We start from the raw sequence: 25,799 nt of genomic DNA, 5'->3' as shown, positions 1-25,799 counted from the left end.
GTACCTGCCTGCCTGTGAGGGAGGCGCCACCCCGACAAAGCCGCGTCGGGGCTGGCTGGCCCTCGCCAGATCCTGAACCGTCGACAAAATTGACTGACAGTCAGTCAACCGTTGTTGTATATGACTATAGCCGGCAATCAGGTGATTGTCAAGGGGAAAACGATCGCCTGGTAAATTAGGGTAGTTTCTGCAACCGGACAGGATACCGGGAGCGAGAGCGAGCTACCGCTGTGAAGCAGCGTTACGCGATGCCGAGTGCGTGGCGAATGAAGCTAGAGCATTCGGCGATGAAGACCTCGGGGGAGACGGGCGAGTTATAGATATAGCATTCTTCGGCGGCGTAGTAGACGGTACCGACGATCAGAATCGCCGTCACCTCGGGGTTAATCGTCGGGCTCAGAGAGCCGCGTTGCTGCTCCTGGCGGATGATCTCGGCGATCAGGCCGTAGTAGGGTGAGAAGATATGCTGGCGCTCGGCGGGGTGCTCGGTCCAACAGGTATTGAAGTGGACGATCGCCAGGATATCGCGGTACTCTGACATGATCTGGAACGTTTCGGCCACGCTGCGCTCAATCATCTCTTGCAGAGTGTGAGCCTCATCGTAGGCGCGTCGGAGGACGGTCTCGATGCGCTCTTGCATCTCGCGGGCGAGCGTCGTCAAGACCGAGGCTTTGGATGGGAAGTACCAATAGAAGGTTCCCTGGGCCACGCCGGCGCGGGCCACGATCTCGGAGATGGTCGTTGCTTCGAATCCTTTCTCGGCGAAGACCTCGCGCGAGATCCTGAGCAATTCGGCCTTGCGTGCTTCGCGATTGCCTCGATTTGCTGCCATTCCCTTCACCTTTGTGCTATCAGTAAAGCAGATCCTTTGCTAGCCTTTTCTAATAGCATAGCATACAAACACGGCCATACGCCAGGTCAGGCCGGCTCCCGCGGCGTAAAGGGGGAGCGATAGAGCCAGGCGCTGTCGCCTATGCCTCGCTCACGCGGGAAGCTTTCGTTCTCTGGCGTGCGCCGGTGCTGGTGCTGATGCCGGGAGCGGAGGACGTCGGTGTGAGGGGCGAAAAAAGCCGGCTCACCACTCCAGGTGTATCGCGAGCCTCGGGCCTGCGCGCTCGCGGGGTGGGACCTGAGCGGGGCCTGGGGAGGCTGAAGGTGGGCCGGCCTGAACCTCTTTTCCTCTCCCTATTCCACCTGGTCCTCTGTCCTCCGCTGGCTACGTGTGCCTGGTGCGGCATCGGCAGGGGTGAATGAAGCGCAGCGCTGCGATGCCCTCCCTGGCCAGGCTGCACTAAACCCAGCTCTCTGGAAAGGTCGTCTAGACGCTGACTGCTGTGGTACCATGAATCAGGGCATCAAGTGTACTCTTCTTGACACGGTAGCCCTGACGTTTGCCGCGGTGGGGGAGCAGGATAGCCTCCAGGGCACCCGATTTGATCCAGCGCCGCACGGTGGTGTCGTCGACACGGAGTCGCTGGGCGACCTCGCTCACAGTGAGCAACTCGGTAGGAGGCTCCAGCTCGCGACCTGCTGTCTCCTCATGGTGTGTGCGTGTTCGAGCCATATGTCTCTCCTTCCTCCTGAATTCCAAAAAAGCACCTGCAGTATTCCTTGAACGGAACAGCCTCCGTCTTACAACTAGCATACTGTAGTACACAAAGAGGACGTCTGCAAGCTGGCGCAATGCTGCGCCGTAGTCCGCCGGAGGAGCTGCTCCGGGAGTGCCCTGCCTGGCTGTGCGCGGCCCTGTCTGGCTGTGCCTGCCTGGCGAGACTGGGCGATGCAGGACGATGCGGGGCCTGCTGTTGTCAGCTTCCCTACGCTCCTCCCTTATATAATGATGATGCTCGCTTGAAATAATGCGGGTAATATGTTCTGGCGGAGAGCAAGAATCGGGCTGTGGGAGATTGTCGACAAGGAGGTGAGCAATATGGTTAGCTGGTTTTCGGGTGGCGCTGGCCCGGATTCCAGTGGAGAAGCGGGGCGGGCGCGAGAGCAGGAGCGGCTGGCGATTCCCTGCCGGAGGCAGGGCTGGCCAGCCTTCACAGAGGAGGATGTGCGCACCTATCTCGCTGAACACCCGCCTTTCTTTACGATGTTTGGCAGTGTGCCCGGGGTTGGCAGCGTGCGCTTTCTGCCTGTCCCCGAGGCGGCCTCAGTGTTGGCCCAGTGGCGCGCTGAGCAGAGCCTGGTTTCCCAGCTCGCTGGCCGAGAGCAGGTCTGTCTGGTCGAGTTGCTGGGGCCGTTCCAGATCCATGATCCGCTGCGCCCTCTGGGGCGAGTGGCGCCCATCGCCTCGCGCCTCTACTTGCTCTTCGACGCAGGCGATGGGGCGCTGCTTACCTGGGTGCCCGCTGATCAATAGGCCCGGGTTGGCGACTGCTAAGGGCATCGCGCTCGTGAAAGCGGGCCAGGCGAAAAGGCTTGAGCGGTACCAGCGGCTCCTCGCCGCACACTAAGCTGCTCAGCAGCTCACCAAGTAAGGGACCAAACTTGAAGCCGTGGCCCGAGAGACCGGTGGCAAAGGCGACACGCGGCTCATCGGGCAGGAAGTCGATAATGAAATCGCCGTCGGGACTCATGTCGTAGATGCATTTGCCAATGTGGGCCAGATAGGCCCGCCGCAGAGCCGGGATCAGTTCCTCTAGATCGTGGATGGCCTGGCGCACCAGCTGCTGGCTGCGTGCAGGATGCTCGGTCTCATCCGGGTCGATGACCGGACCGGTGGCGTGAGAGGCAACTTTGAGCCAGGGCAGGCCCTCGCCATTGGCGCTGTAGCTACTGTGAATGGGGAGCCCATAGAGATCGTTGGCCATGAAGGCGGGAAAGTTCTGGACGCCAAAGCTGGAGAGCGGCAGACCACCAAAATAGAGCAAGTATTGGCGCGTTGTTTGAATGGGTAGGTGAAGCTCGCCGAGCAGGCGATGCACCCAAGGCCCGGTCGCCAGGACCACCCGATCGGCGCTGATAGTAGTTCCATCGGCTAGTCGCAGGCGGAGTGGCCTCTGCCGGCTGCTGGCGTCGAGGGCACAGACGCGCGTTCTCTCATAGATGGTTCCTCCCATCTCGCTCACAAGCGCCTTGAGTGCGCGTAAAGCGGTCGAGGCATGAAGAATACCAGCTTCTAGATTATAGGTGAGCAAATCAAAGGCATGCGTCTCAAATTGGGGAAAACGTCGGCGACATTGCGGCTCTGCCAGCCGCTCTGTCGGCAGACCCAATGCCCGCAGCGTACGGTAGCTTTCCAGGGTAAACCCGTCATCCTCACGCCCGAGTAAGAGCAAACCTGTGCGCAGATAGAGGGTTCGCTTTGTCAGTTGCTCCAATGCCACCCAGCGACTTAGACTGAGTATCACCATTTGAGAGTAGAGGGCATTCGCTCCGTATTCAAAGCGTAATAGACGCGAGGCTCCGTGAGAGGTAGAGCGTGGATGATCGACAACTTCCTGCTCCAGTACGGTGACGCGCTCTATGCCTCGGGCCAGCAGCGCATAGGCCGTCGCCAGTCCCACGATCCCCGCTCCCACAATGACAAAATGGTCTTGTTTCACGATCGTCTGGCGCCTCCTAGAAATTCTGCTATATGGAATCCTAGTATAGCAGAATATACATTTTTAGTCAATTGATAGCTATGGCTTTTTCCTTGTTGAAAAGATAAAATGATGCACTATAAAGTGTAGCGTGGCTTGTATGTACAGTGTAATTCTTTTGTAAGGCGAGCAGGAGACATATGTCGCCCTGGCTGCTGACCACAACGTTGCATCTGCTGGCCTGCATGTTCTCTCTTTCTTTCGCCTCTTGAGAAAGAGCGCACCAGCGTGATACTATCTTGAAGACAAGCTCCAGCCTTGCTGGCGGGGCTGCTTCCTACGATGAATACGGCTCGGCTGCGCGCTACAGGGTAGCGTGATGCGTGACGTGAGGCGTGCATGAGCCAGGCTAGTGAGATGGAACAACGAGACGCGAGAACCACAGCGGCGGGCAAACCAGGGCGCAGTCTCTCAGTTGCGCCGACGATGTTGCTGCGGGGGGAACCGTCGTTTCCCTCTTCCAAGTACTATACCTTGCGTTACCTGTTGGCGGCAACCCTGGCCGAGGGGGAGAGCCAGATTCTCTTCCCTGCTCTTAGTGAGGATAGCGAGGCGCTTTTCCGGGGCTGCCGGGCTTTGGGGGCGCAGCTCGACTGGCTGGGAGGGCCGGGTGAGCGCTTGCAGGTCAGAGGGGTGGGACGACCGCGGGCTGCGGGTGCGGTCACTATCAACGTCGGCAATGCCGGAGCGGTGCTACGCCTCTTGCTCGGCGTCGCGGCCTGGCTGCCCCAGGTGACCTTTGTGACCGATCAGCCGCAGTCGCTGGGGCGCAGGCCAAATCGCGAATTGCTGCAGGCCTTGGAAGCGCTGGGCGTGCGGGTTGAGGCTCAAGGGCCGGAGGGCTATTTGCCGATCACGCTCTATGGCGGCCAGCCGCATGGCGGTCGGGTTATGGTCTCGGGAGCGCGCAGCTCCCAATATGTGAGCGCTTTGCTCTTTCTGGCCCCTTTGCTCGCTGAGCCGCTGACGATCGAGGTCGTTGACGGTTTAACCTCTCAGGTGATGGTGCAGCTGACGCTCAAAGTGCTGCGTCAGGCAGGGATTGTCATTGAGCACGATGCCGCTCTCCGGCGCTTCCTGGTGCCGGCCCCGCAGGCGTACCGCGCGGGTACCTATGTGGTACCTGGGGATTATCCTTCGGCGGCGGCGCTGCTGGCGGCCTGTGCTGCTATGCCTGATCCGGCCAGCGAGCTGCGGCTTGGCCGTTTGCCGGCGGGTGAGGAGGATGGTGAAGCGCTGGTAGCGGCGCTGCTGGCATTGGGCTGCGATCTCCGGCGTGAGGGCGAGACCTTATATGTGCGTGGCGGGCGACCTCTGCGGGGGCTGGAGCTGGATGGAAGTCGGATGATCGATTGTATTCCGGTGTTGGTGGCTCTGGCCTGCTTTGCCGAGGGGCGCACTGTCTTCTATAACGTGGAAAATCTCCACTATAAGGAGTCGGATCGCATTAACGATCTCTGCGCCGAGTTGCAGCGGGCTGGCTGCCGGGTAACTCCCTTGCCAGACGCCATTGTGGTCGAGGGGCAACCGGAGGGCGTCGAGGGTGGGGTCTGGGTCGATGGCCATAGCGACCATCGCTTGCTGCAGGCCCTGACTATTGTGGGGATGCGTAGCCGTCGCGGGCTGTCGCTGCGTGGGGTGGAGCATGTGGCCAAGAGCTTCCCGCACTTCTTCTCGGAGCTGCAGCGTCTGGGGGCAGTGGTCAGTCCTGCGCTTTCGTGGTAAACTCTTGTCCAGAGGGATGATAGAAAGAAGGCGTTGTGTACCTGAGTCTGCCTGAGTGTTCTAGCAGAGAAAGGACAGAGGGGTGTATCGATACAAAGGCTTTGATAGTGCCCAGTGCGGCGATAGCATCTCCGCCCTTGAGGCGGCCATCAATGCCTGGATGGAGGCCGAGCGCCCCCGCATCCGTCATGTCTGCCAGAGCGTGCTGAACAACCATATCCTGCTAAGCTTTGTCTATGAGGAGATGTCGGAGCTGGAGCAGCGTTTGCCTGCCCAGGCTCAGACTCAGGCCGGTGGCACTCACTCCCGGTTTCTAGAAGACGAGTGTTCTGAGGGGCCTCCGACCAATCCGCAGCTGCCGGCCATCCCGCCGGTCGTCCACTGAGCGATTCAGCTTCCAGAGCAGGGGGTCCGTCCCCTACCCGGACAGCGCACGCTCTCACTCTCTGCTGCCGCCTGGTTGCGCTAGCGTGGCGGGCAACTGCGGCATCAGATGAGGTGTGCCTGTCTCCTGTAGGAATTCTTCTTTGTCTTTTTTTCGCCCGCTTGCTGATAATGCTCTTCTCAGCTGTTCGTAGCGCGAGAGCGGGGGCGGGTGGAAAGCAGCGATGATCAGGCGCTCATCTCTGTCCTTGCTGCTTGATGAGCGGAGTGCTAGAGGTGCTATGAAGGAACCGTATCTTGTTTATTCGACGGCGCAGGGGGAGGTCCGTGAAGAGCGGGGGCTGCGCGCGCTGGCCTTTGATGGGAGCCCGCTCCGAGCTGAGGAGCTGATCCCTCTCCCTGATGGGGCGACGCTCTCGATGCTTCCTGGTCGCTTGCCTGTGGGGCTGGACGCGGCTGGTCAGCGTCGCTCGCTGCAGCGTCGGGGGGTTTGGGCTCTGGCGGCTCTGCTGCCGATTGGCTATACACGCACTCATCTGCCAGCTTATAGCAAGGGGCCCGCGAGTGAGCCGCTCCCCTTTTTCGGCTACTGCGCTGTGGCTGGCCTGAAGGGACGGCTCTTTGTGGCAGCTCTGCGAACCGATGATCCGCACAAATGGCATCCACGGGCCTTCCCGCGCCGTACCCTGGAGCGTCTTGTTCAGGAGAAGCTGGCGGCCTATCCTCACAATCGTGTGGTGAAGCAACACGCCCATTGTGCGCTCGACTACTATTGTCCAACGGCCAGTAATCTGTTTTTTGGCCGCTGGGAGATGGCTATTGCGGTTTCTCCTGGTTGCAATGCTCGCTGTGTAGGCTGCATCTCGAAGCAGGAGGAGGAGCAGCTGATTTCACCCCAGGATCGCCTGACCTTTGTGCCGACAGTGGAGGAGATAGTGGAGGTGGCCGTCCCCCATCTGGAGCGGGCTGAGGAGGCAATTGTGAGTTTTGGTCAGGGGTGCGAGGGCGAGCCGTTGCTGCAGTGGCGCCGTATCGAGCAGGCCATCCGCGAGATCCGCCGGCGGACGGAGTGCGGCGTCATTAATATCAATACCAATGCGAGCAATCCGCGCTGGCTACAGCGCCTCTATGATGCCGGCCTCGATATGCTGCGGGCCAGCACCATCTCTGGCCGCGAAGAGACCTATACAGCCTATTATCGTCCGATTGGGTATACGCTGGCTGATGTGAAAGAGTCGCTCAAGCGCGCTCGCGATGCTGGCGTCTATGCCTCTATCAATCTACTTTGCTTCCCTGGGCTGATCGATCGCGAGCGCGAGGTGGAGGCACTCTTGGCCTTTGTGCGTGAGACGGGCCTGCGCCTGATCCAGCTCCGTAATCTGAACATCGATCCCGAGGTGCTCTTGCCGCGTCTTCCAGCTCTCGATTCGCTCGGTAAGGCCCTGGGCATGCGCACCCTGATTGAGATTCTGCGTCAGGAGCTGCCCGAGGTTGAGATCGGCAATTTCTCGCGTCCCGTCAAGCGTTGTACCGGTCAGCCTGCTGGCAACCAGGCCGAGGCTGGCGCCAGGGTTTAGCGAGCGAGAGAGTGCGGCTGGCTCACCCCTGGCTGCACGCCACGCCTCAAATCAAAGCCGCGGCTCGTCTTCAGTGGTCCTCATTGGGCGTGCCCGCTTGGGAAGGCTGAGAGGTGTGAAGGGGCGAGGCGGGACGGTAGCCGGCCTGGAGTAAAAGGCTGCGCGCTGCGGTAGCGACCGGATCGACGCCAAGTTGGGCCAGGCAGTCGCGGGTAGCGCAGCCCTCGGGGGTGCCCAGCTCATGGCCGCGGTAGAAGCAGGGCATGCAGGGCAGGTCAAGGCGTACGACGACCGCCTGTCTTCCAGGCACGCCGCCGGTATAGGGACCCCAGGCGCGATGGTTGGAAAGGCCGAAAATAGCAACGGTAGGTGTTCCGGCGGCAGCGGCCAGGTGCATGACGCCTGCGTCGTTGCCGATAAAGAGGTCGACCTGTTCCAGGACGGCTGTCGTGACTTTGACGCTCCCTTTGCCGGCGAAGCTGCGCGCTGGCAGGCCCGAGCGCAGCAAGCTCAGGATATGCTGATGCAGCTCGCCTTCCTCTGGTCCTCCGAGTAGTACCAGTTGTCCGCCAACCTCGCGATAAAGGGTATCCGCCAGAGCGGCAAAGCGCTCGGGGGCCCAGCGGCGAGCCGTGCTGTAGCTGCCGCTGCCCGGGTGCATAGCGATAATCGGGCGCATAAAAGGATCGGGGGCCTCGTCCATATAGAGCAGGCAGCGGGCCTGCTCCCGCTCTGCCTCGCTCAGAGGGACGGTCAGACGACGGTCGCTGGTGTGGGCGCCGACGGCGGCGGCAACGGCCAGGTTGTAGTCAGCTTCATGCATGGCCCCGAAACCTTCGTCTTTGACCCGTACATTCAGAAACCAACCGTGCCCGTTATCCAGGCCAACGCGCCAGCGCGCTCCGGTGGCGCGCACCAGAAGCTGGTGTTTCAGACGACCAAAGGGGAGGGTCAGGTGGTGCAGGAGCAGCACGGCGTCGTAATGGGCGCTGCGCAGGCGTTGCCAGAGCGGGAAGAGGCGCCCGAGCCGGAGCGGATCGGTCAAGACCTGCCTGGGAGAATCGAACAGGTATTTGTCGAGAACAATGATCTCGTCAATGATCTCCCAACCGGCGAGCAGATCGGCAGAGCCAGGCGTGACAAGCAGGTCGATGCGCGCCTGCGGGTAGGTTTCGCGCAAGGCGCGCAAGGCCGGCGTAGCCAGCAAGAGGTCGCCGAGCGAGGCCAACTTGATGACGAGGAGACGCGCCTCCGCTGGTAAGCGGATCGACTGCTGCTGCTCGTCCTTGGATGATGACATTCTTAAAGATGCTTGTTGCTGCTGCACTACTGTAGCTGCCTCCTCTGCAAAATTCATAAAGACGAGCGACACTGACCCGGCTGTTCTGGACTGGAGGAAGTGGAAGCGTGCGGTGCAGGAGGGCGGGCCGCAGAAGAAGAAGACGCTGACCACTGTTCCTGGAGGCGGCGCATGGCCAGGGCCAGCACTTGCTCTGGGGTGACGTCCTTCATGCACTGGACCGTATGGAAGCGGCAGTCAGCTGGACTTCGAGCATCGTAACATGGACTGCACCAGATTCCGCTGCGCACGATCGTGGCCTGCCGGCTGACGGGCCCACTGAGGGCCGGATCGGTCGGACCGTGAATAGCGATCAAAGGGGCCCCGGTGGCCGCCGCGATGTGCATCGGGCCACTGTCGCCGCTAATTACCAGGTCGGCCATCTGCATCAGGGCTGCCAGCTGAGGCAGGCTGGTCTCTCCAGCCAGGTTGAGCACCGGCGTGGAGCCGTCCAGGCGCTGGAGGATGGCCAGAATGAGTGGCAGGTCGCCCCTGGCTCCCGTGAGAACCAGCTGCGCCTGAGCCTCGTGCGCCAGTCCTGTCAGCAAGCGTGCCCAGTAGGGGATAGGCCAGCGCTTGGCGTAGCCGTTATGCGAGGCCACGTGACAGACCACCAGGGGCCGCCTGCGTCCTCCCGCTGAGCTGGAACGCTCAGCGAGATCGATCGCTGGGTTGAGACGCTTGAGGAGTGTCTCAACCTCAAGGCGGGCCTGTGGATCAACAGGGAGGCGTGGAAAGCGATCTTCTGGTTGGAGATTGACACCTGCCGCGCGGGCCAGCTCCAGGCAATAATCGACTTCGTGACGGCGATCGCCGGGCTGCCAGTGACGGCCCGGAACGGGATCGGTCATAAAGCCGGCGTAACCCTCGCCGGCGAAGCCAACCCGTCGCCGGGCGCCGCTCAAGAGGGCCAGCAGCGCTGCCCAGGGGCCAAAGACGCTCACAGCCAGGTCATAGCGCCTGGCTCGTAGCCGACGCAGGAGAGCCGCGGCCTCGCGCCAGTTCTGACCACGAACGAGTGCTTTGGGCCGGCGCCAGATGTTCGGATCGTAGGTAATGATCTGGGCCAGCGCGGGATCGGCGCCGGCGATTGGCGCTGTTGAAGGCATCGCCAGCAGATCGATCTCCGCCTCGGGATAGGTCCGCTTGAGAGCGTGCACCAACGTCAGTGAGAGGACCAGATCGCCGATCAGGTCCAGGCGAATGACCAGGATGCGCCGCGGCCTGAAATGCTGCGCGTTAAGCGGCTCATGACGTCGCGCCAGGCGAGCGCAACGCAGCAGCAAGCCATAGCTGCTCAATGCCAGATAGATGATCGTCAGCAAGGTGCGCTTACTGAGCTGGATGAACAGCTTGCGCAGGCGGCGCCGGGCTGGCGGGCGCAGTGGATAGCCATATTCATCGAGTTCTTCTCTTGCTGCCATACCTCTCGCGTGCCATCCTTATTCTACAACATGCGTGCTGGCAGGAGTTGCTCTATCGCTGCAAGGAGGCGCTCCTCTGGGATCAGACGTACGCAGGGATGCTCCGACAAAGCCTGCGGCGGGATGTCAAGGCGCCCGCAGGGAAGTTTTGGACAGGTGGGGCAGCGCTCGCTTGCCAGAATGACCACATGGCGCCTGGGGTTGCCCCAAGGGCCGAAGATAGACGGGTCGGCAGGGCCATAGAGGGCCACGGTGGGGGTCCCCTGTGAGACGGCCACATGCAGAGGGCCGCTATCGACCCCGAGCACCAGCCGCGCGCGACGCAGAACGGCGGCCAGCTCTCCAACGCTCAAGGTGGAGAGCAAGACAGGCGGCGTCTCGCCGGCCCGGAGCTGCTGGCGAACCAGGGTAGCAATCTCCTGAAGCAGGGCCTGCTCGTGGGAGGCACCTGTCAAGACGAGCCGGAGGCCATAGTGGCGTAGCAAGGTCACAGCGCAGGTGGCCCAGCCCGCTGGACGCCAGAGCTTGACAGCGGCCCCGCTACCAGGATGGATGACTGCGAAAGGTACCTCACCTGTCAGGCCGGCCTCCGCAAGCAGGGCAGCGACCCGTTCCTCTTCCTGAGCCGTTGGCCTGAAAAGAAGCGGGTAACGTTCAGGGGTAAACGGCTCTGCGAGAGGGGCCTGACCCAACAATTCAAGCGCGGTGCTTACCAGACGCAGACTGGAGCAGGTGCTATGCTCTCCTTCGGGGAAGGGCAAAGCGTGCGTCAGGAAACGCCTGCCTGGGGCGAGCGCGTAGCCGACGCGCTGCGGGATACCGGCCAGGTAGATCAAGGCCGCACCCCACCAGAAATCAGGGCGCAGGTTGATCGCCAGATCGTAGCGCTCGCGCCGCAGTTGCCAGGCCAGACGCAGCAGCAGCCAGTAGGGTCCCAAGACTCCCTGGGCCGCCCGCCGGAAGCCAGGGAAGGCGCAGGTCAAGACCCGCTCCGCTGCTGGATGACCCATCACAACCGCCTGTGACCAGGGTCCCACAAAGAGCGTCACCTGGGCTGTCGGGCAGCGCTCCTTGAGGGCTGTCAGCGCTGGCGTTGTCAGTACCAGATCCCCCAGGTGGTCCGGGCGTAGGAGCAGCAGGCGAGGTGCCTGGGCAGACGAGAGGGGACGTCGGGCGCGCCGCTGTGCCAGCCACGCCCCGGGCAGGCCACAGAGATAGATCAGCAGCAGAAGCGCCCCACGTAGCCGTTCTCGCATCATCATCGAATTCCCCCCCGTTCAGGACTGGGCAGCAGTTGCCGCACGGCCTGCCAGACCGTATCGACGCTGAGCGCCTGCATGCAGGTGCATTCCGGGCAGGCGCGCATGCGACCCAAGAAAAAGCAAGGCTCTCCACGCGGATGCTGCCAGAGAGCCACGTGGTGCGGCTCATCCAGGGGATAGGGGCCATACTCCTGTGGACTGGTCGGACCGAAAAGGGCAATCACTGGGATGCCCACAGCGGTGGCCAGATGCATCGGGCTGCTATCGTTACCGATGAAGAGAGCGCACTGCTCAAAAATGGCCGCCAGTTCGCCAAAGCTGGTCTCTCCTGCCAGATTGAGCACGCGGCCTGGGGGGGCTGCCAGACCGGCCAGCACCTCCTCATTGACGGCGCGATCCTCTGGACCTCCAACCAGCAACACGCGAGCCTCCAACTCGCTCACCAGGCGCTGCACCAGGTCGCGATAGCGCGCAACTGGCCAGCGCTTGGCCGTCAAAGTCATCCCTGGATTAGAGCCGCCGCCGGGCAAGAGGGCGACCTGCAGACGTGGCTCGGCCTCCCGACTGGCGTCACGCGCGAGCAAGGCCCGAGCGCGCAGGCGCTCCTCACTGGTAGGCACAAAGCGCATGTGGGGCCGTCTCTGTGGCAAACCGAGGGCACGAGCCAGGTCCAGATACAGCTCAGCCTGATGACGCAGGTCGGACAGGGCAGCCGGAGCAGGCACACGATCGGTCAGTGAGAAGCCGCGTCCCAGGCTGTCCGGCCCCACACGGCGGGGAATACCCGCCAGCCAGGGGAGCAGGGTCAGCATCGGAGATCGATCCAGAACGAAGGCCAGATCAAAACGCTGTCTGCGTAGAAGGCGAGCAAAGCGCAGATACGCTGAGAAGCGGTAGCGCCCAGGGATACCGACCGTCCCGCAATCCAGGACTGCATCCACGGCGGGATGATGCTCCGGCACCACCTTCGACCAGCTGCTGGCCACATACGTAATCTGGGCCTGGGGATAAGCCGCCCGCAGCACCTCGAGCAGCGGCGTTGTCATCAGTAGATCGCCCAAACAACAGGGCTTAATCAGCACAATTCGGCGCGGCTCACGCCAGGCCCGTCGCCGGAGCCGGCGCTCGACAATATTGAAACAGGCGAAAGGGAGGCGCAGCATGTAGCAAAGCAAACTCACCACATGCTGGCGCAGAGCAGCTCCAGGCATAGTGTTCGTGCTCTTCCTCACTTCCCATCTATATATGTCATATATGATGATGTAAAACCTGAAAATCAAGAAAGATTGGTTATCAACCGTCTTCTATGCTTTAGGCAAACAGTTGTCGCCTGTCCTGGCCATTATCGCATGGCGCAGCCTGCCCTGCCGCTGATAGCGTCTCCCCACCTTCTGCAATCAGGGGCGTCCCTCATGTGGGTCGCTTGCGCTGGTAGGCGCGTCAGGCGAACCTCCCTGGACCGGTTGGCCTGGGGGAGGCTGCAGTACTGTCTCCTGGTTGTTGATGCTCGCTGGATCAATGGCAGTAGCCGGGGGAGCTACTGGAGGAGGGATAGCGATCGTTGGCTGTTGAGTCAGGCCAGGCTCTGGCTCGGAGGAAGGACCTGGCTTCGCTACCATGACGAGGGCCTGCCCGCACCTTGTGCAAAAGCGTACCCCAGGCGGCATGCTGGCCTTACAGGAAGGGCAAAGGCTGCCGCTCAGGGGCAAGGCAGTAGCCTGCCCGGGCGTTGCCGCCATCTCTCCAGGGCCAGTGACTCCGCCTTTGTCCTGATGGACGGGAGCAAGCGGAGATGCTGGAACGGTGGGGTAGATTGGACTGCTGCCGACGGGAGGCGTAGAGATAGTAGGATAGGCAGTACTGCTAAGAGGGGGAGGAAAAGGCATGCTGCCAGGAGGAGGAGGTGGTGGAGGGGCGATCTGGGCTGCTGGCTCCTCTCCAATCTCAGGACTGTAAAGAGGATGGCTGCTTGCTGTTGACTCTCGCTCTCCACCGCTGCCGGGAGGGGTCCAGGCTGGCAACGTTCCCGGCTCCGGGACAGGATAGCTTGTAATAATGTCCGTTTGACCTCGGGTTGTGGTCTCAGACCCGCTTTGCAAGCTCTGCAGCTCTTTTTGGACCTCGCTCAACTGCTGTTGTAGGCTAGCCAGGGCCTCACAGAAAGGCATCAGCTCGCTCTGGTGCAGCTGACCCATCTCATACAGCTCGCGAGTCCTTGCCACCAGACCACTTTCCTGCTGGCTGAAATCGCGCTTGAGTCGCTCGATCGTGCTCCGCAGATAGCGAATACGTCCCATGCGGGCGGCTTCTTTAGAAGCCTTCTCCAGGCCGCGGTGGAGTGAGTCCCAGATGCTACTCATTGTGGCCTCCTCTGGCGCTGAACAACGCTGGCAAACTGACTGTCGATACGGGCATTATAACAAAGGGTGCTTTAGCGCGTCGAGTGCGCTGGCCAGCTTGCAGCAGCCCAAAGCGGCTTAGCGAGCGGCCACAGCAGCCAGCGTCAGGGATGCTGAGGAAGGAGAGACCGCCTGAGTGAGATAGACCTCGTAGCCCTGCTTGTGGAGACGGAGCCAGAGACGATGAGCCTCCTCGAGGTTGGCCAGCGCCGTAAAGAGCGTTGGACCGCTGCCCGAAAGGCGGACGAAAGGAGCCCCGGCCTCCAGAAGCGCGGCCCGCCCGGCGGCCACCTCGGCATAGCGCTCCAGGACCCCGCGCTCAAGACCATTGTGAAGGTGAGACAGGTCAGGCATCCGCTGTGCCTGCAAAGCCGCGCAGACCGCCTGCGTATGCGAGCCATCGCTGTAGTCGCGCGCCGTCAAAGCTCCAAAGACCCCAGCAGTTGCCACACTGATCGCTGGCTTCAGCAGCACCAGCCAGCGCAGCTCGGCGGGCCAGCAAGGAGGCAAAGGGGTCACCAGCTCGCCCCGGCCCTCACAGAGGGCCAACCCTCCATAGAGAAAGAAAGGCACATCCGAGCCGAGCGAGGCGGCCAGCTTCATCAGCTCCTCTGAAGTCAGTTGCAGCTGCCACAGGCGTGTCAGAGCCAGGAGAGCCGCGGCGGCGTCACTGCTTCCTCCGCCCAGGCCGGCGGCGCTCGGAATGCGCTTCTGCAACTCGATCAGCACGCCGCGCTGTTCGCCGGTATGTTCCCGGAGCAGCCTCGCTGCGCGGAGTGCCAGATTGTCCTCCGTACGCAGCTCAGGCTGGGTGCAGGCCAGGCGTACCTGCCCATCCTCGCGCAGCGTCAAAGAGAGCGTGTCGTAGAGATCGACCGTCTGCATCACCGTCGCCAGCGCGTGGTAGCCATCGGCGCGCCGACCGAGAACATCAAGCGTCAGATTGATCTTGGCGTAGGCGCGTACCGTGCAGCTTCTCCCCAGTTGTAACCATTGCCATTGCATAGCCATAGCCATAACCATTCCCTTCGTCTGGATTGTGCCGCTTCCTGGCCAGGCTGTCAAGAAAGCCGTTCCAGAGAAGGAAGTTAGTCCTTTTTCGCTCGTGGGAGAACTATTCTGTCCCACCTGTGGTATACTACCAGCGAGCTATTTCCCAACAGAGCCAAGCTGCTCGCTCAGCACGAGCAGAAATCGGTCTCCGCACCACCTATCCTGGACCGCTTGCCTGGTGAGCGTCATGGACATTACTGTTGCTTATTTCCACTCGCTCTTTCATCCTGACCTCGTCAAACGGGACTTTGAGCAGATTCGCGCTGCGGGCGCCAGCAGTATTGTTTACAGCATTCAAGATGAAGAACGTCACTACTGGCCGCGCGACCTGGAGCGCGGTCTGCTGCTCGCGCAAGACGTGGGCCTCAAAGTCTACCTGAGTCCGGGCCAGCATGGCAACCTCTTCGCCACCCCCTCGCCGGCGCCGAGCTGGTATACGTTCCATCACCCCGAGTCACGTGTGCTGGACCATCACGGTCGTTATCACGACCTCACCTGCTTCAACCACGAGCCCTTTCGCCGCTGGCTCTTCCAGGAGCTTACTTTCTATTTAAATACCTATCCCATTAACGGCATCCTGCTCGACGAGCCACACTACGGCGAAATCACCTGCTTCTGCTCGGTGTGTCGGGCGCTTTGTCCTGATGTGACCGACCTGGCGGGCTTTCGTCGCCGCTCCTGGGTGACCTTCTTGAGCGATCTCTGTACCTACATTAAAGGTCTGGACAAGCATGTCAGGACTGTGATTGTGCTCCCCTCCTACGATGCCAGCCTGGTTGAGGATCTCGCTCTCTTGCCAGACCTGGACATGTTGGGCCTCCACCTGCGGCGGTGGTCTCGCCAGCAGCCTCAAGCTGCTGAGGTTGCGACGAGCAGCGCTGAGCGGGGGGAGCGGGAGCTTGTTGATCTAGCGCGTCAGCATCAGAAGCGCAGCCTGCTCTGGCTGCAGAACTTCGATCTGGATGAAGACGGCCAGCAAGAACTCCCGAGGCTCTTCCAGCTGGCGCTACGGGCTGAACCTGATGAAGTCGCCTGCTATTACTACTGGCGCAACAATAGTGATCCCGAGGGGGTCTGGCAGCTCACCAGGCAACTGCTGCGGAGCATTCCCCGGCGCCAGTTGCACTGGCAGACCGGCAAGCATTTCGCTATTCCACGCCTGGGAGATGAGTGAGGAGGAAACAATGGGAGAGGACAGTGACCTCCTTCTTCCCCCTGGTGGCCAGCGTATCCTGGTCGTCATGGCCCATCCCGATGATGCCGGGTTTCTCTCTCTGCGGTGGGACCATTGCCCGCCTGACTGCCCGGGGATGCGAGGTCAGCTATCTCCCGGCCACTCGTGGGCAGCGGGGCAGCAATGACCCAACCATGACGCCGGAGCGGCTGGCTGTGATTCGCGAGGCCGAGCAGCGGCGGGCGGCGGAAGTACTGGGGGTGCACCAGGTAGGTGCTTTTTCTCGACTATGTCGGTTAACAACGACCCCTGGCTCAAGCCAGGGGCTTGCCCGCAGCCGCATCGGCCCGGGCTTCAAGGCTGGTTGACGGCAGCCCACTGTCCCGTAGGACAGTACAGCACCGTGGCTGGGTTGACCCGCTCTGCTCCCCCGCCCGCTGCACGGTGAGGCACAGCCGTTGCTGGGAGACCACAGGAGAGCTGAAGATGTCAACCCCAGGATGAGAGAAAGGAGAGAGCCGCTTTCCTCCCCTGGATGAATCCAGGGGTCCCCGGCGGCATGCCTTTATGGAGACGTTGAGCCGTCGCTGCAGATGCGGCGCGAGATCGCCCGCATCGTGCGTCTCCTCAAGCCGGAGGTCGTCTTGACCTTTGGTCCCAAGCAGCGTTATCAGGTACATCCTGACCACCGTGCGGTCGGCCTTTGTACCCTGGATGCGCTGGCCGCCTCGCGTCCGCCAGATCTACTGCTTTGCCAGTGACCAGCCGAACCACTGAGTAGACATCAGCGCCGTCATTGACAAGAAAGTCGAGGCACTCCTCTGCCATGCCAGCCAGATGCGCGGGCGCTATGCCCAGGCCGTCCGTTCGGTAGCGAGCATGGCTTCGCCTGTGCAGAGGCTTTTCATCATCTGGTGATGAACTGAGCCGGTCACAATTGGTTCGACCGGCGGGCCGGCCCGCGCTCAACCTGGCGTACAGGGCCTGGCAGGCCGCTCTAGGGTTCTTCCTCTTCCTCAAAGGAGGTCGGGAGCGACGGCTGAGGCACGGTCGGCGGGGGAAGCTCTTTTTCTTCCTCCTGGTGGGCCTTCTCCAGCCACTCGCGCAGCTCCTGGATACGCTGAGTCGTCGCTGTGACGCTCTCGCTGGCTGGCACAATCACTGCCTGGATGCCCAGCGCCAGCAGACCATAGGCGGCGGCCTCTCCCGCGAGGGATGTCAGACTCATGAGAGCTGGCAGGCGCAGCGCCTCGCGTATGGCGCGGTAGCCAAGCGCCTCTTCGATGCTGAGGCGCTCAAGCGGTAGCTCTCGCCCATCGAAGTGCAGGGCCGAGATCCCCTCGAACGCGCTCAGGTTACGTACTACCAGAGGATAGAGGGGATCGTTCCCGCGCCAGGGTAGCGTCACTGCCAGATCGAAGTCTTTCAGGTGTGTGCTCAGTAGGCGAGCCGGAGCCTGGAGCGGCACGATCAAGAAATGGACTCCATGCTCTTTGAGCGACTCTAGCGTTTTCCGCTCGATACCGACGCCGTTGCCGAGGAGGCGCAGACCGAGGGCGGCGTTCTCGTCCTGGCTTTGGATGGTCTCGCTCAGCTCTTTGAGTGTCGCGAGGCTGGCGCTATCCAGGGAAGAGCCAGACCAATGAAAGAGCAGGCCGTTGGCGCCGGCTTTGATAGCGGCTTCCGCCTCGCCAGCATTGACGGCGGGAAACTCAATCAGCAGAGCGGCGGCGCGGGGCTTGACCGTTGGCCGGCTTTTGCTCCCGAAGAAGCCAATGGCGCCGCCGCTCTGGCCTCGCCGTGCCTGGCTCAGCATATTCGAAAACTTGCTCATCTCTCTCTCCCGCTAGCGATCTAGTGGATAGGATTGTACCATAGCAGCAAGGTCGGAGTCATCGGCGCGAGCTGGCGCCCCGACTGACCTGCCACATCTCAGTTTCTGTGCATGCCGGGCGGATAGTCCTATTATAGCACCCGGTTCTGGGTTGGCGCAGTGGTACTCTTCTGTCGCCACTCTTGCCTCTCTCCAGCCTCTGGCATATAATGCCAGCACCGAGGCAAGCCACCCACTCCTCCCTCAGACACGGACGAGACGAGAAGATGGTGGTAGGTGCACTGCTTTCTCATTTCTGGGTAGGGGATATGTCGCAATGTTGCAAGAAGCTGTGGATGCCTATCTCGCCACTCTGGCTGAGAGGGGCGCTGGAATCAATCACCACACGGTGGCGGCCTATCGCAACGATCTCTCTCAGTTCTCCTCGTTTCTAGCGCAACAGCGGCAACGCCGACACTGGTCGGAGGTGGAGAGCGAGGATATTCGGGCCTATCTAGAGGAGATGCGCCAGGTGCGCGCCTATCAGCCCACGACGATCAGCCGCAAGCTGGCCGCGCTCAAAACCTTTTTTCGCCATCTTAAAAGCCTGGGGCTATTGGAGAGGAATCCGCTGGAGGCGGTGCCAGCTCCCCGTGCTCTCAGGACCACCTTCCCGGTGCTTTCGGCTGAGCAGCTCATGCGTCTGCTGGAGCAGATTCCGCCGTTCACGCCAACGGGCATGCGCGATCTGGCAATGGTGCAGGTGCTCTATGCAACGGGGATGCACCTCACTGATCTCGTGGCCCTCGATGTGGGCTGTTTCGATCGCCTCTGTGGCTCGCTGGTCTATCCGCGTGGCGATGGGTGCGTGCGCGAGTGCCCGCTGACCTCGCAGGCCATTATGGCGCTGGAGCAATATCTGCTGCGCTCGCGCCCTTATCTGGCTCGCCATCATCCCGAGGAGCCTGGCCTCTTTGTGAACCATCATGGGCGGAGGCTGACTCGCCAGGGCTTCTGGCTGGTGGTGAGGAACTACGCTCAGCGTGCTGGCATCGCCGAGCTGACGCCCTGTCAGTTGCGTCAGTCCTTGATGCTGCTGGCTATCAAGCGGAGCAGCGAGCCACAGGGTGTACAGGCATTATTGGAATATGCTCACCTATCGAGAGAAGCAGGACCCTCAAAGGGCTGGGGAGCGTCTGAGGGACACGATTCTTTGCTGATGCGACGAGGATAGCACTATGTTGTACGACCAGGTCGAGGAGGCTGTGGCGGTAATCCAGGAGCGCTCTCCGTTGGTGCCCCAGGTCGCCCTGATTTTGGGGTCAGGTCTGGGCGAGCTGGCCGAAGCGGTAGAGGCCACAGCTGCCATTCCTTATGCTCAGCTGCCGCATTGGCCCTCGTCGACAGTGGCGGGCCATGCTGGTCGCTTGATATTGGGACAGCTGGAGGGGGTAGCGTTGGTAGCCATGCAGGGGCGGCTGCATCTCTACGAGGGCTATACACCGCAGGAGATCACCCTGCCTGTGCGGGTGATGGCGCGTCTGGGGGCCCAGGTGCTTGTGGTGACCAATGCGGCGGGCGCCTTGAATCCAGCCTATCAGCCCGGCGATTTCATGCTGATTCGCGATCACATCAATCTGCCCGGGTTGGCGGGCTGGCATCCGCTGCGTGGTCCTCACGATGAGCGGCTCGGGGTACGTTTCCCAGCCATGACGGCGGCCTACGATGAGGAGCTGCGGACCCTGGTACAGAGGGTGGCGGGGGAGATTCCCAGCCTGCATCTGCATGAAGGGGTCTATGTGATGGTCAGTGGCCCATCCTACGAGACGCCGGCTGAGCTGCGCTTTCTGCGCCAGATTGGGGGTGATGCCGTGGGGATGTCTACCGTGCCCGAGGTGATCGTAGCCCGCCATATGGGGCTGCGGGTTCTTGGTCTGAGCCTGATTACGAATAGCGCCACCGGGAGCGAGGGACAGCCGGTAGATCATGGCGAGGTGCTGGCGACTGCCGCCGCCGCCAGTTCGCGCTTTGTGCTGCTGATCCGGGGAGTGCTGCGTGAGCTGGCGCAGATGCTGCAAGGCCGAGCGGAGCAAGCGAGTGAGTGAATGAGCGAGCGAGCGACGAAGAGGAGCGCTGTCATCGGCCTTGCAAGCTACAGGACAAAGAGGGCGCTGGCTGCTTCGCGTTCCGGCCACTCCCTCCTCTCCTCCGCCAGGCCGGCAGGAAGTCCCTGACGCCGAGCTGCTTGCTGGTCGGTGAGGTGCAACAGGACAACTACCGCTGGTGCTCAGTCGTTGCCTGGCCCCATTCCCTGTGCTTTGGTAATGACGATGTGGGCCCAGCTCCAGTTGTAATGGATGCCCTGCCAGTCGGTGAGCAGGACGAGATCGTACTTGCCCGGCTGCACGCTGGGGGAGATGGTGTAGTTCCAGGTGGCCCGCCCTTGGGAATCGCAGGACTGGGTTTGTGGGGTGCCTGCCGAGAACTGCAATCCTGCGACTTCGTCGTAGGGTTTGTCTTTGACCTGCCCCGGGATGGGTTGCTGGATGCTGGCCAGATCCATGCGCTTGCCGATATCGGGCAGCTGGAGAAGAACCCCGTCAGGGACGCGGTGCACCAGCCAGAGCTTGCAGGTCACTCCGCTGCGGTTGATGGTCTGCCCTTGCTTGTCGATGGCCTGTGCGGTCACAGTGTAGCTGGTCTGGCCGTCGGCGGCTTCGCTGAAAGTCGGTCCGGCAGCAAAACGGGGAATCCCGAGGAGAATGGGCACCGGCGATGGCGTCGGTGTCGGCGTGATGGTGTGCTGGGCGATGGTGGGCACGGTCGGCGATGGCGTCGGCTGGCCGGCGCTGGATCGGTGGCGCACGGCGGCCCCGAAGGCGAAGCCGCTCATGATGCCGGCCAGGGCGAAAAGGATCAGGGCACTGACAACGATTGTGCGGAGCTGGGTGCCACTCGGGGGAAAGCTCTCTCTGGGCTGCATGGTTCCCTCACTCACTCACTTACGTACTTGCTTACTCGCTTGCTCGCTGACATGGACAGCGTCGGTGCGCTGCCCTCCTCATTTTTTTATTCTTGCATTTCTCTATTCGGCTTAGATGATAGCACAGGCCAGAGAATAGGCAGTAGTAGAAGACCTCTTTCTCCCCCGATCTGGCCATGTCAGGGAGCAACAAGGTGAGCAGGTGGCTGGTTGAAGGTGGTCCTGGCTAAGGGAAAGAGAAAGGAGCTGGCGCTGCTTGCAAGTGGCCAAAAAGAAGGAGACCGATTGCTGTAGCAGGAACCGAAAAACAGCAATCGGCAGGCCCGGAGTGGGGGTGTGTGGGGGAAGCTCCGGGCCTGGATCTCCTGCGTTGACCACTGCCGGCCTCTGTACTCACAGTCGTAGCCCTCCCCTCTCACTTCCTCGTTTCCCCCTTCCTCGCGCGACCTCGTGGTGGGGTGCCCCCTCTTACGAGGCGAGGTCTGAGAGACGCGAGGAGATACTGAGAGAGAGCATGGACTACGGTGCGAGGGAAAGCCAGATAGTCAACCTCGGCACTCTCTCCAGTATAATAAACTCCTAACGATCACTTTTTCGTTCCTGAATTTTTTCGCTGTCCTGTCCCGGCTAGTCGTTAAGAATCGCTGTGGGCTGGTTGGCCTTGGCCAGGGCCAGGGCAACGGCGCGGCTCCAGCGCGCGTGGCCTGCCCACGAAAGGCCTGTCGCTGGGCGAGGGTGCCGAAGCGGAGGAGGCGAATAGCGGTCCATTCCCAGCGCAGGGCCTCATAGACTGTGACGCTGTGGGGACTATTGTGGGCGAAGAAGGTGGCCAGCTTGCGCGCCTGCGCAGGATAGGCACCAAGGATCAGGGCCTCCAGGCTTTTGACGACAAAGCCGGCCCAGGCCCAATGCCAGCTTCCGTTGGAACGCATCTCGCGGGGCTGATACCAGACGTCGAAGATCAGACGTAGTAGATCGGTGGCTGCGTGCGGGGTTGAGAGCAGGGCAAGCTCTAGCTGGACGTGCTTGATATCGCCGTCGTGAAGCCAGATCCCGTGGAGATCGCGCTGCCTCGTGGGCTGTCTCCAGGGAAGGAGGGGGCCGCCTTCCTCCCCTGGATGAATCCAGGGGTCCCCGACGGCACGTTGTTATGGTATCATACTTTTGAGAAGAAGAACCAGCGAGTAGGGACGCGGCTACTGGCTTCCCAGTTGGAAAGCGAGAGAGCCAAGACGAAAGGTGGCCCCTATGGGCTTTCATCCGATTGATCTGCTAATCATCTTCCTCTTTGGGCTGGCGCTCTTCGGGCCGCGGGCGCTCCAATCGGTAGCGCGCAACCTGGGTCGGGGAGTGGGTCAAGCCCGGGTAGTGAAAGACAAGATCAAAGAAGAGCTGCAGGTTGAGGAGCTGGCGCAGATTTCTGGGAACATCCCTCGCCTGCCGCTCAATACGCGCGAGGCGGCCAGCCTCCTGCTCAAGGAGCAGAAGGAGCAGCGTGCAGGCCAGAGCCAGGAGGCGGCGCTGACCCCTTCCCGTGCGGAGCAGGCGAACAAAGGCGCAGTCCGTGACGGTGCTGCCGGTGCCTGAGAGGCACCTTCGCCGGTGAAGCCTGCATCCCTGGTGATCCTGTCGCTGTGCGTCAGCCTCACCCTAGACTCTTGCCATTCCCATCTGCGACGGCAAAGCCGCCGTGGCGATCCCTCTATTACGCCGCTGCTCCTCTCTTTTTGTCTCTCACCCTCACCGGCTGACCATGGACAGGGCTGGTGATCACCAGGCAAGCATCACGAAGAAAGCACGAACAGTCCGCAGCTTTGCCCCGTCTATGAGCCTGCCAGCGGGCCTTTGAGGGGCCCGCTGGAACAGAGCGAGAACCTGCCACCTTGACACTGACCCGATATATCGTTATACTTTCAAAAAACGATATATCGAATTGAGGGGTGGGCTTGACAGTGGTGGAAGACCGTGCTATTCTTTGATTAAGTCAATAATTGTTACTACCACTAATTGGTAGCAACAACGAACTGAGTAGAGCAACGAGTTGGCAACGCAGGAAGAAAGGAAGCAAGCAGGGGTCATGGAAAGAGAGACCGATGGTGAAAGGCAAGTACAGGATCTGGAGGAGCAGGCGGAGCGCTTTGCGGGCCTTTTCAGCCAGATTCAGAGGGCGATGGGAGCGAGTTTCAAGCGGGCCCATCAGCATGGGGTGATTGTGAGTACGACCCAGTTCATGGTGTTGGGCTTGCTGCAGCGGGCACTGCAAGAAGGGGGGGAGCCGTACACCATCGGTCTGCTGGCCAGTCGTCTTGACCTTGATCCCGCGACGGTGGTGCGGGCGGTTGACAGCCTGGAACGACGGGGGCTGGTGATGAGGAGGCGTGATCGGCAGGATCGTCGTCAGGTTTTTGTTGAGTTTACCGACTCTGGGCGAGAATTGCGCCAACACATGGCGCATCAGATGAAGGAGCAGCTCAAGGCAGTCTTCAGCCTCATGAGCGAAGAGGGGCGGTGCGCTCTTCTTCGCGGGCTAGAAGAGCTGGCCGCTGTGATAGCTGAGAGAGCTGAGAGAGAAGGAGAGATACATGGCAGACATGGCTGCTGAAGAGCAGACATTGCAAGGAGAACAGCTCAACGGACGGATTCAGTCGCCGGCGGATCTGCGGATGGCGGTAGCGAGCGAGGGAGTGCGGCCCACGGGTGCGCCCATCATCGAAGTTGAGGGCCTGACCCGCCACTACGGCAAGCTGGAAGCGGTCAAAGGCATCTCGTTCGAAGTCTACCCTGGGGAAATCTTCGGCTTCCTCGGCCCCAATGGGGCTGGCAAATCGACCACCATCAACATGCTTTGTACCCTGCTGCATCCCACTGCTGGGCGGGCGCGCATCGCCGGCTATGACCTTGTGACGCAGCGCAACAAGGTGCGCGAATCGATCGGCCTCATCTTCCAGGACCCGAGCCTTGACGATCGCCTGACTGCGGACGAGAACCTGCGCTTCCACGCCACCGTCTATGGTTTGCCGGCGGCGGTGAGCAAGCAGCGTCGCGAGGAGCTGCTCAAGATGGTCGATCTCTACGACCGGCGCGACCAGCTGGTGCGCACCTTCTCGGGAGGCATGAAGCGCCGTCTGGAGATCGCTCGCGGCCTCTTGCACTATCCGCGCGTCCTTTTCCTCGATGAGCCAACCATCGGCCTTGATCCACAGACGCGCCTGCATCTCTGGTCATATATTCTAAATCTGCGCCAGCAAAAGCAGATTACGATGTTTTTGACCACGCACTATATGGATGAAGCTGAATATTGTGATCGAATTGCCATTATTGATCATGGCAAGATCGTAGCGCTGGACACGCCGAGTCGGCTCAAGGACATGGTAGGAGGCGATGTTATTCGTCTCAGGACCAGCGATAACGCTGTAGCGGCGCAGCAGATTAAGGAGCATTTTGGGGTTGAGCCGCGGGAGAACAAGGGGGAGCTGGTTTTTGAGATTGCGGGCGGCGAAGAGCTGGTTCCGCGCATCGTTGAGAAGGTGACGGCGCGCATTGCCTCGATCAGCGTGCGGCGCCCGACGCTGGACGATGTCTTTATCAAGCTGACGGGACGCGAGATCCGTGAAGAAGAGGCTGATGTCCGAGAGCAGATGCGCGGCTTCATGCGCTCGCGCCAGTGGGGAAGGAGGTAAAGATCATGGCGACAACTGTAGCGACGCCGCAACCGGCGCAGATTGAGCAGGCCCTGACGCCGATCAACGGGCCATTCCGGCGCAACCTCAATACGATTGTGATCATCTGGTACCGCGAGGTTTTGCGCTTTGTGCGCGACTGGATACGGATCATCACCTCGCTGGCCCAGCCGTTGATGTTTCTCTTCATCTTTGGTTCAGGCCTTTCCAGCAGCCTGAATGTAGTTGGCAGCCAGGCCAATCTGCCGCCGGGGGCGACGACTCTGGATTTCCGAACCTTCCTCTTCCCGGGCGTCTTGAGCATGACGGTGCTCTTTACCTCGATCTTCTCGGCGATTTCGATCGTCTGGGACCGCGAGTTTGGTTTTCTGCGCGAGATGTTAGTGGCGCCGATCTCACGCACCTCGCTGGTGCTGGGGAAGGCCCTTGGTGGCAGCACGATCGCCATGTTGCAGGGGACGATCATGCTGATCTTCGCGCCGCTGGTGGGGGTCAATCTGAGCGTTGGCCTGGTGGTCAAGCTGATGCTAGAGATGCTGCTGCTGGCCTTCTCTCTGACATCGCTGGGCATTGTCATCGCCTCGCGCATGAAGTCGATGGAAGGCTTCCAGATGATCATGCAGTTCTTCCTGATGCCGATGTTCTTCCTGAGTGGGGCGCTCTTCCCCCTGCGCAATCTGCCTGACTGGCTGGCCTTTCTGACGAAGATTAACCCGGTGACGTACGGGGTGGACCCGCTGCGGCAGGCGGTGCTGCGCGCGCTCAATCTGCCCCAGTTTGTGCTGGATGCCCTGGGTCTGGGGGTGAAGGTGTTCGATACGACGCTCTCGACGCCGGTGGAGCTGGCGATTGTGGCGGCCCTGGGACTGATCTTTATTGTCTGGGGCGCAGTGGCCTTCAATAAACAGGATTAGAGGCGGGAGCTGCCTGCCAGCCTGAAGCCTGGCGCTCTGGACCAGGCAGGCAACTTTCTGGAAGAAGGGGCCGGTATCTCTTGCTCTTTGAGGCGGGGATACCGGCTTGATTATTGGGGCCATAGTCCTGCCGCCTGACTCAGTTCCCCTCGTCGCCGCCGACCCCGTTGCTACTTACTGCTGCCAGGCGCAGTGCTAGGAATGCCTCCTTCAGTTCTTGCCTGACGGAGCTTTCTGGCTCTTCTAAAATGAGCTGTTGATAGATATCAAGAAAATTGTTTCTTAGATGGTGAAAGAGATGCAAGAAATGTCTGATAAATGTGATACAATCAAGTACTGCAAATTCTATGCCACCTGTTCGCTTATATAAGCTGATTGCATATTGATGAACCTGTGGGGTAATCTCTTCTGTAGTGATAAATATATATTTATCAATTCTATGGCCTAGGCTAGCTACCTTTTGCAGGGCTATCTCTAAGTCA

At 61.1% G+C, this 25,799-nt stretch carries 24 protein-coding genes and 1 pseudogene; 13 read left to right on the top strand and 12 right to left on the bottom strand.

Annotated elements, in window-relative coordinates:
• Positions 1–241 precede the first annotated feature (241 nt).
• Positions 242–832, bottom strand: a complete 591-nt coding sequence (locus BGC09_RS05450; protein WP_069802882.1) for a TetR/AcrR family transcriptional regulator — start codon at positions 830–832, stop codon at positions 242–244.
• Positions 833–1,318: 486 nt separating this feature from the next.
• Entirely contained in the window at positions 1,319–1,564 is a 246-nt protein-coding gene (locus tag BGC09_RS05445; RefSeq protein ID WP_069802881.1) for a helix-turn-helix domain-containing protein, read from the bottom strand.
• A 366-nt stretch (positions 1,565–1,930) separates the two neighbouring features.
• Here BGC09_RS05445 and BGC09_RS05440 point away from each other — a divergent pair, with 366 nt between their 5' ends.
• On the top strand, positions 1,931–2,365 hold the full coding sequence (locus BGC09_RS05440; RefSeq protein WP_069802880.1) for a hypothetical protein: 435 nt from the start codon (positions 1,931–1,933) through the stop codon (positions 2,363–2,365).
• On the opposite strand, the gene BGC09_RS05435 is transcribed toward BGC09_RS05440, so the two are convergent.
• Entirely contained in the window at positions 2,340–3,551 is a 1,212-nt protein-coding gene (locus tag BGC09_RS05435; protein WP_069802879.1) for an FAD-dependent oxidoreductase, read from the bottom strand. The genes BGC09_RS05440 and BGC09_RS05435 overlap by 26 nt on opposite strands.
• Before the next feature lie 396 nt (positions 3,552–3,947).
• Here BGC09_RS05435 and aroA point away from each other — a divergent pair, with 396 nt between their 5' ends.
• The 3 genes from aroA to BGC09_RS05420 all read left to right on the top strand — a co-directional run bounded on the left by aroA (position 3,948) and on the right by BGC09_RS05420 (position 7,276).
• Positions 3,948–5,315 carry a 3-phosphoshikimate 1-carboxyvinyltransferase gene (gene aroA, locus BGC09_RS05430; protein WP_069802878.1) on the top strand — a complete coding sequence of 456 codons (1,368 nt, stop codon included), beginning with the start codon at positions 3,948–3,950 and terminating at the stop codon, positions 5,313–5,315.
• Positions 5,316–5,397: 82 nt separating this feature from the next.
• Positions 5,398–5,700 (top strand): hypothetical protein, encoded by a 303-nt coding sequence (locus BGC09_RS05425; protein WP_069802877.1) that lies wholly within the window; start codon positions 5,398–5,400, stop codon positions 5,698–5,700.
• Positions 5,701–5,980: 280 nt separating this feature from the next.
• Positions 5,981–7,276 (top strand): radical SAM family protein, encoded by a 1,296-nt coding sequence (locus BGC09_RS05420; protein ID WP_069802876.1) that lies wholly within the window; start codon positions 5,981–5,983, stop codon positions 7,274–7,276.
• A gap of 70 nt (positions 7,277–7,346) precedes the next feature.
• Here the strand turns inward: BGC09_RS05420 and BGC09_RS05415 are convergent, their stop codons facing one another.
• The 6 genes from BGC09_RS05415 to ispE form a co-directional block, all read right to left on the bottom strand.
• Positions 7,347–8,576, bottom strand: coding sequence for a glycosyltransferase family 9 protein (locus tag BGC09_RS05415; RefSeq protein ID WP_069802875.1), 1,230 nt, complete (start codon positions 8,574–8,576; stop codon positions 7,347–7,349).
• Positions 8,577–8,629: 53 nt separating this feature from the next.
• Positions 8,630–10,039, bottom strand: coding sequence for a lipopolysaccharide heptosyltransferase II (gene waaF / locus BGC09_RS05410; RefSeq protein WP_069802874.1), 1,410 nt, complete (start codon positions 10,037–10,039; stop codon positions 8,630–8,632).
• Between the two features lie 23 nt (positions 10,040–10,062).
• The gene (locus BGC09_RS05405; protein WP_084657973.1) at positions 10,063–11,301 is read right to left on the bottom strand and encodes a glycosyltransferase family 9 protein; all 1,239 of its coding nucleotides are present in this window, start codon (positions 11,299–11,301) and stop codon (positions 10,063–10,065) included.
• Positions 11,298–12,512, bottom strand: a complete 1,215-nt coding sequence (gene waaF, locus BGC09_RS05400) for a lipopolysaccharide heptosyltransferase II (RefSeq protein WP_069802872.1) — start codon at positions 12,510–12,512, stop codon at positions 11,298–11,300. The genes BGC09_RS05405 and waaF (BGC09_RS05400) overlap by 4 nt, the downstream gene beginning before the upstream one ends.
• Before the next feature lie 186 nt (positions 12,513–12,698).
• Positions 12,699–13,661, bottom strand: a complete 963-nt coding sequence (locus tag BGC09_RS05395; RefSeq protein ID WP_069802871.1) for a zinc ribbon domain-containing protein — start codon at positions 13,659–13,661, stop codon at positions 12,699–12,701.
• Between the two features lie 117 nt (positions 13,662–13,778).
• The gene (gene ispE, locus BGC09_RS05390; RefSeq protein ID WP_176728849.1) at positions 13,779–14,711 is read right to left on the bottom strand and encodes a 4-(cytidine 5'-diphospho)-2-C-methyl-D-erythritol kinase; all 933 of its coding nucleotides are present in this window, start codon (positions 14,709–14,711) and stop codon (positions 13,779–13,781) included.
• 229 nt (positions 14,712–14,940) lie between these two features.
• On the opposite strand from ispE, the gene BGC09_RS05385 reads away from it, so the two are divergent.
• The 3 genes from BGC09_RS05385 to BGC09_RS22095 all read left to right on the top strand — a co-directional run bounded on the left by BGC09_RS05385 (position 14,941) and on the right by BGC09_RS22095 (position 16,688).
• Complete coding sequence (locus BGC09_RS05385) at positions 14,941–15,927, top strand: hypothetical protein (RefSeq protein ID WP_069802870.1); 987 nt, start codon at positions 14,941–14,943, stop codon at positions 15,925–15,927.
• A 23-nt stretch (positions 15,928–15,950) separates the two neighbouring features.
• The gene (locus tag BGC09_RS05380; protein WP_069802869.1) at positions 15,951–16,295 is read left to right on the top strand and encodes a PIG-L deacetylase family protein; all 345 of its coding nucleotides are present in this window, start codon (positions 15,951–15,953) and stop codon (positions 16,293–16,295) included.
• Positions 16,296–16,520: 225 nt separating this feature from the next.
• Entirely contained in the window at positions 16,521–16,688 is a 168-nt protein-coding gene (locus BGC09_RS22095; protein ID WP_084657971.1) for a PIG-L family deacetylase, read from the top strand.
• 236 nt (positions 16,689–16,924) lie between these two features.
• On the opposite strand, the gene BGC09_RS05375 is transcribed toward BGC09_RS22095, so the two are convergent.
• The gene (locus tag BGC09_RS05375; RefSeq protein ID WP_069802868.1) at positions 16,925–17,761 is read right to left on the bottom strand and encodes a hypothetical protein; all 837 of its coding nucleotides are present in this window, start codon (positions 17,759–17,761) and stop codon (positions 16,925–16,927) included.
• 316 nt (positions 17,762–18,077) lie between these two features.
• On the opposite strand from BGC09_RS05375, the gene BGC09_RS05370 reads away from it, so the two are divergent.
• Both BGC09_RS05370 and BGC09_RS05365 read left to right on the top strand, forming a co-directional pair.
• Entirely contained in the window at positions 18,078–18,974 is an 897-nt protein-coding gene (locus BGC09_RS05370) for a tyrosine-type recombinase/integrase (protein ID WP_069802867.1), read from the top strand.
• 4 nt (positions 18,975–18,978) lie between these two features.
• Positions 18,979–19,845, top strand: a complete 867-nt coding sequence (locus tag BGC09_RS05365) for a purine-nucleoside phosphorylase (RefSeq protein WP_069802866.1) — start codon at positions 18,979–18,981, stop codon at positions 19,843–19,845.
• Positions 19,846–20,027: 182 nt separating this feature from the next.
• On the opposite strand, the gene BGC09_RS05360 is transcribed toward BGC09_RS05365, so the two are convergent.
• Positions 20,028–20,723, bottom strand: a complete 696-nt coding sequence (locus BGC09_RS05360) for a hypothetical protein (RefSeq protein WP_069802864.1) — start codon at positions 20,721–20,723, stop codon at positions 20,028–20,030.
• Positions 20,724–21,971: 1,248 nt separating this feature from the next.
• On the opposite strand from BGC09_RS05360, the gene BGC09_RS05355 reads away from it, so the two are divergent.
• The 4 genes from BGC09_RS05355 (at position 21,972) to BGC09_RS05340 (ending at position 25,317) form a co-directional block, all read left to right on the top strand.
• Positions 21,972–22,310, top strand: a complete 339-nt coding sequence (locus BGC09_RS05355) for a Sec-independent protein translocase subunit TatA/TatB (RefSeq protein WP_069802862.1) — start codon at positions 21,972–21,974, stop codon at positions 22,308–22,310.
• Between the two features lie 490 nt (positions 22,311–22,800).
• Positions 22,801–23,325 carry a MarR family winged helix-turn-helix transcriptional regulator gene (locus tag BGC09_RS05350; protein ID WP_069802860.1) on the top strand — a complete coding sequence of 175 codons (525 nt, stop codon included), beginning with the start codon at positions 22,801–22,803 and terminating at the stop codon, positions 23,323–23,325.
• Positions 23,306–24,403, top strand: coding sequence for an ATP-binding cassette domain-containing protein (locus BGC09_RS05345; protein ID WP_218103968.1), 1,098 nt, complete (start codon positions 23,306–23,308; stop codon positions 24,401–24,403). The genes BGC09_RS05350 and BGC09_RS05345 overlap by 20 nt, the downstream gene beginning before the upstream one ends.
• Positions 24,404–24,408: 5 nt before the next feature.
• Complete coding sequence (locus BGC09_RS05340; RefSeq protein ID WP_069802858.1) at positions 24,409–25,317, top strand: ABC transporter permease; 909 nt, start codon at positions 24,409–24,411, stop codon at positions 25,315–25,317.
• A gap of 139 nt (positions 25,318–25,456) precedes the next feature.
• Here BGC09_RS05340 and BGC09_RS05335 read toward each other — a convergent pair.
• A pseudogene (locus tag BGC09_RS05335) lies at positions 25,457–25,799 on the bottom strand (DNA methyltransferase); the annotation flags it as partial.

The organism is Thermogemmatispora onikobensis, assembly GCF_001748285.1.
Lineage (GTDB): Bacteria > Chloroflexota > Ktedonobacteria > Ktedonobacterales > Ktedonobacteraceae > Thermogemmatispora > Thermogemmatispora onikobensis.
Note: the sequence above shows the minus strand (reverse complement) of the source record. Positions and strands in the feature narration are given on the sequence as shown.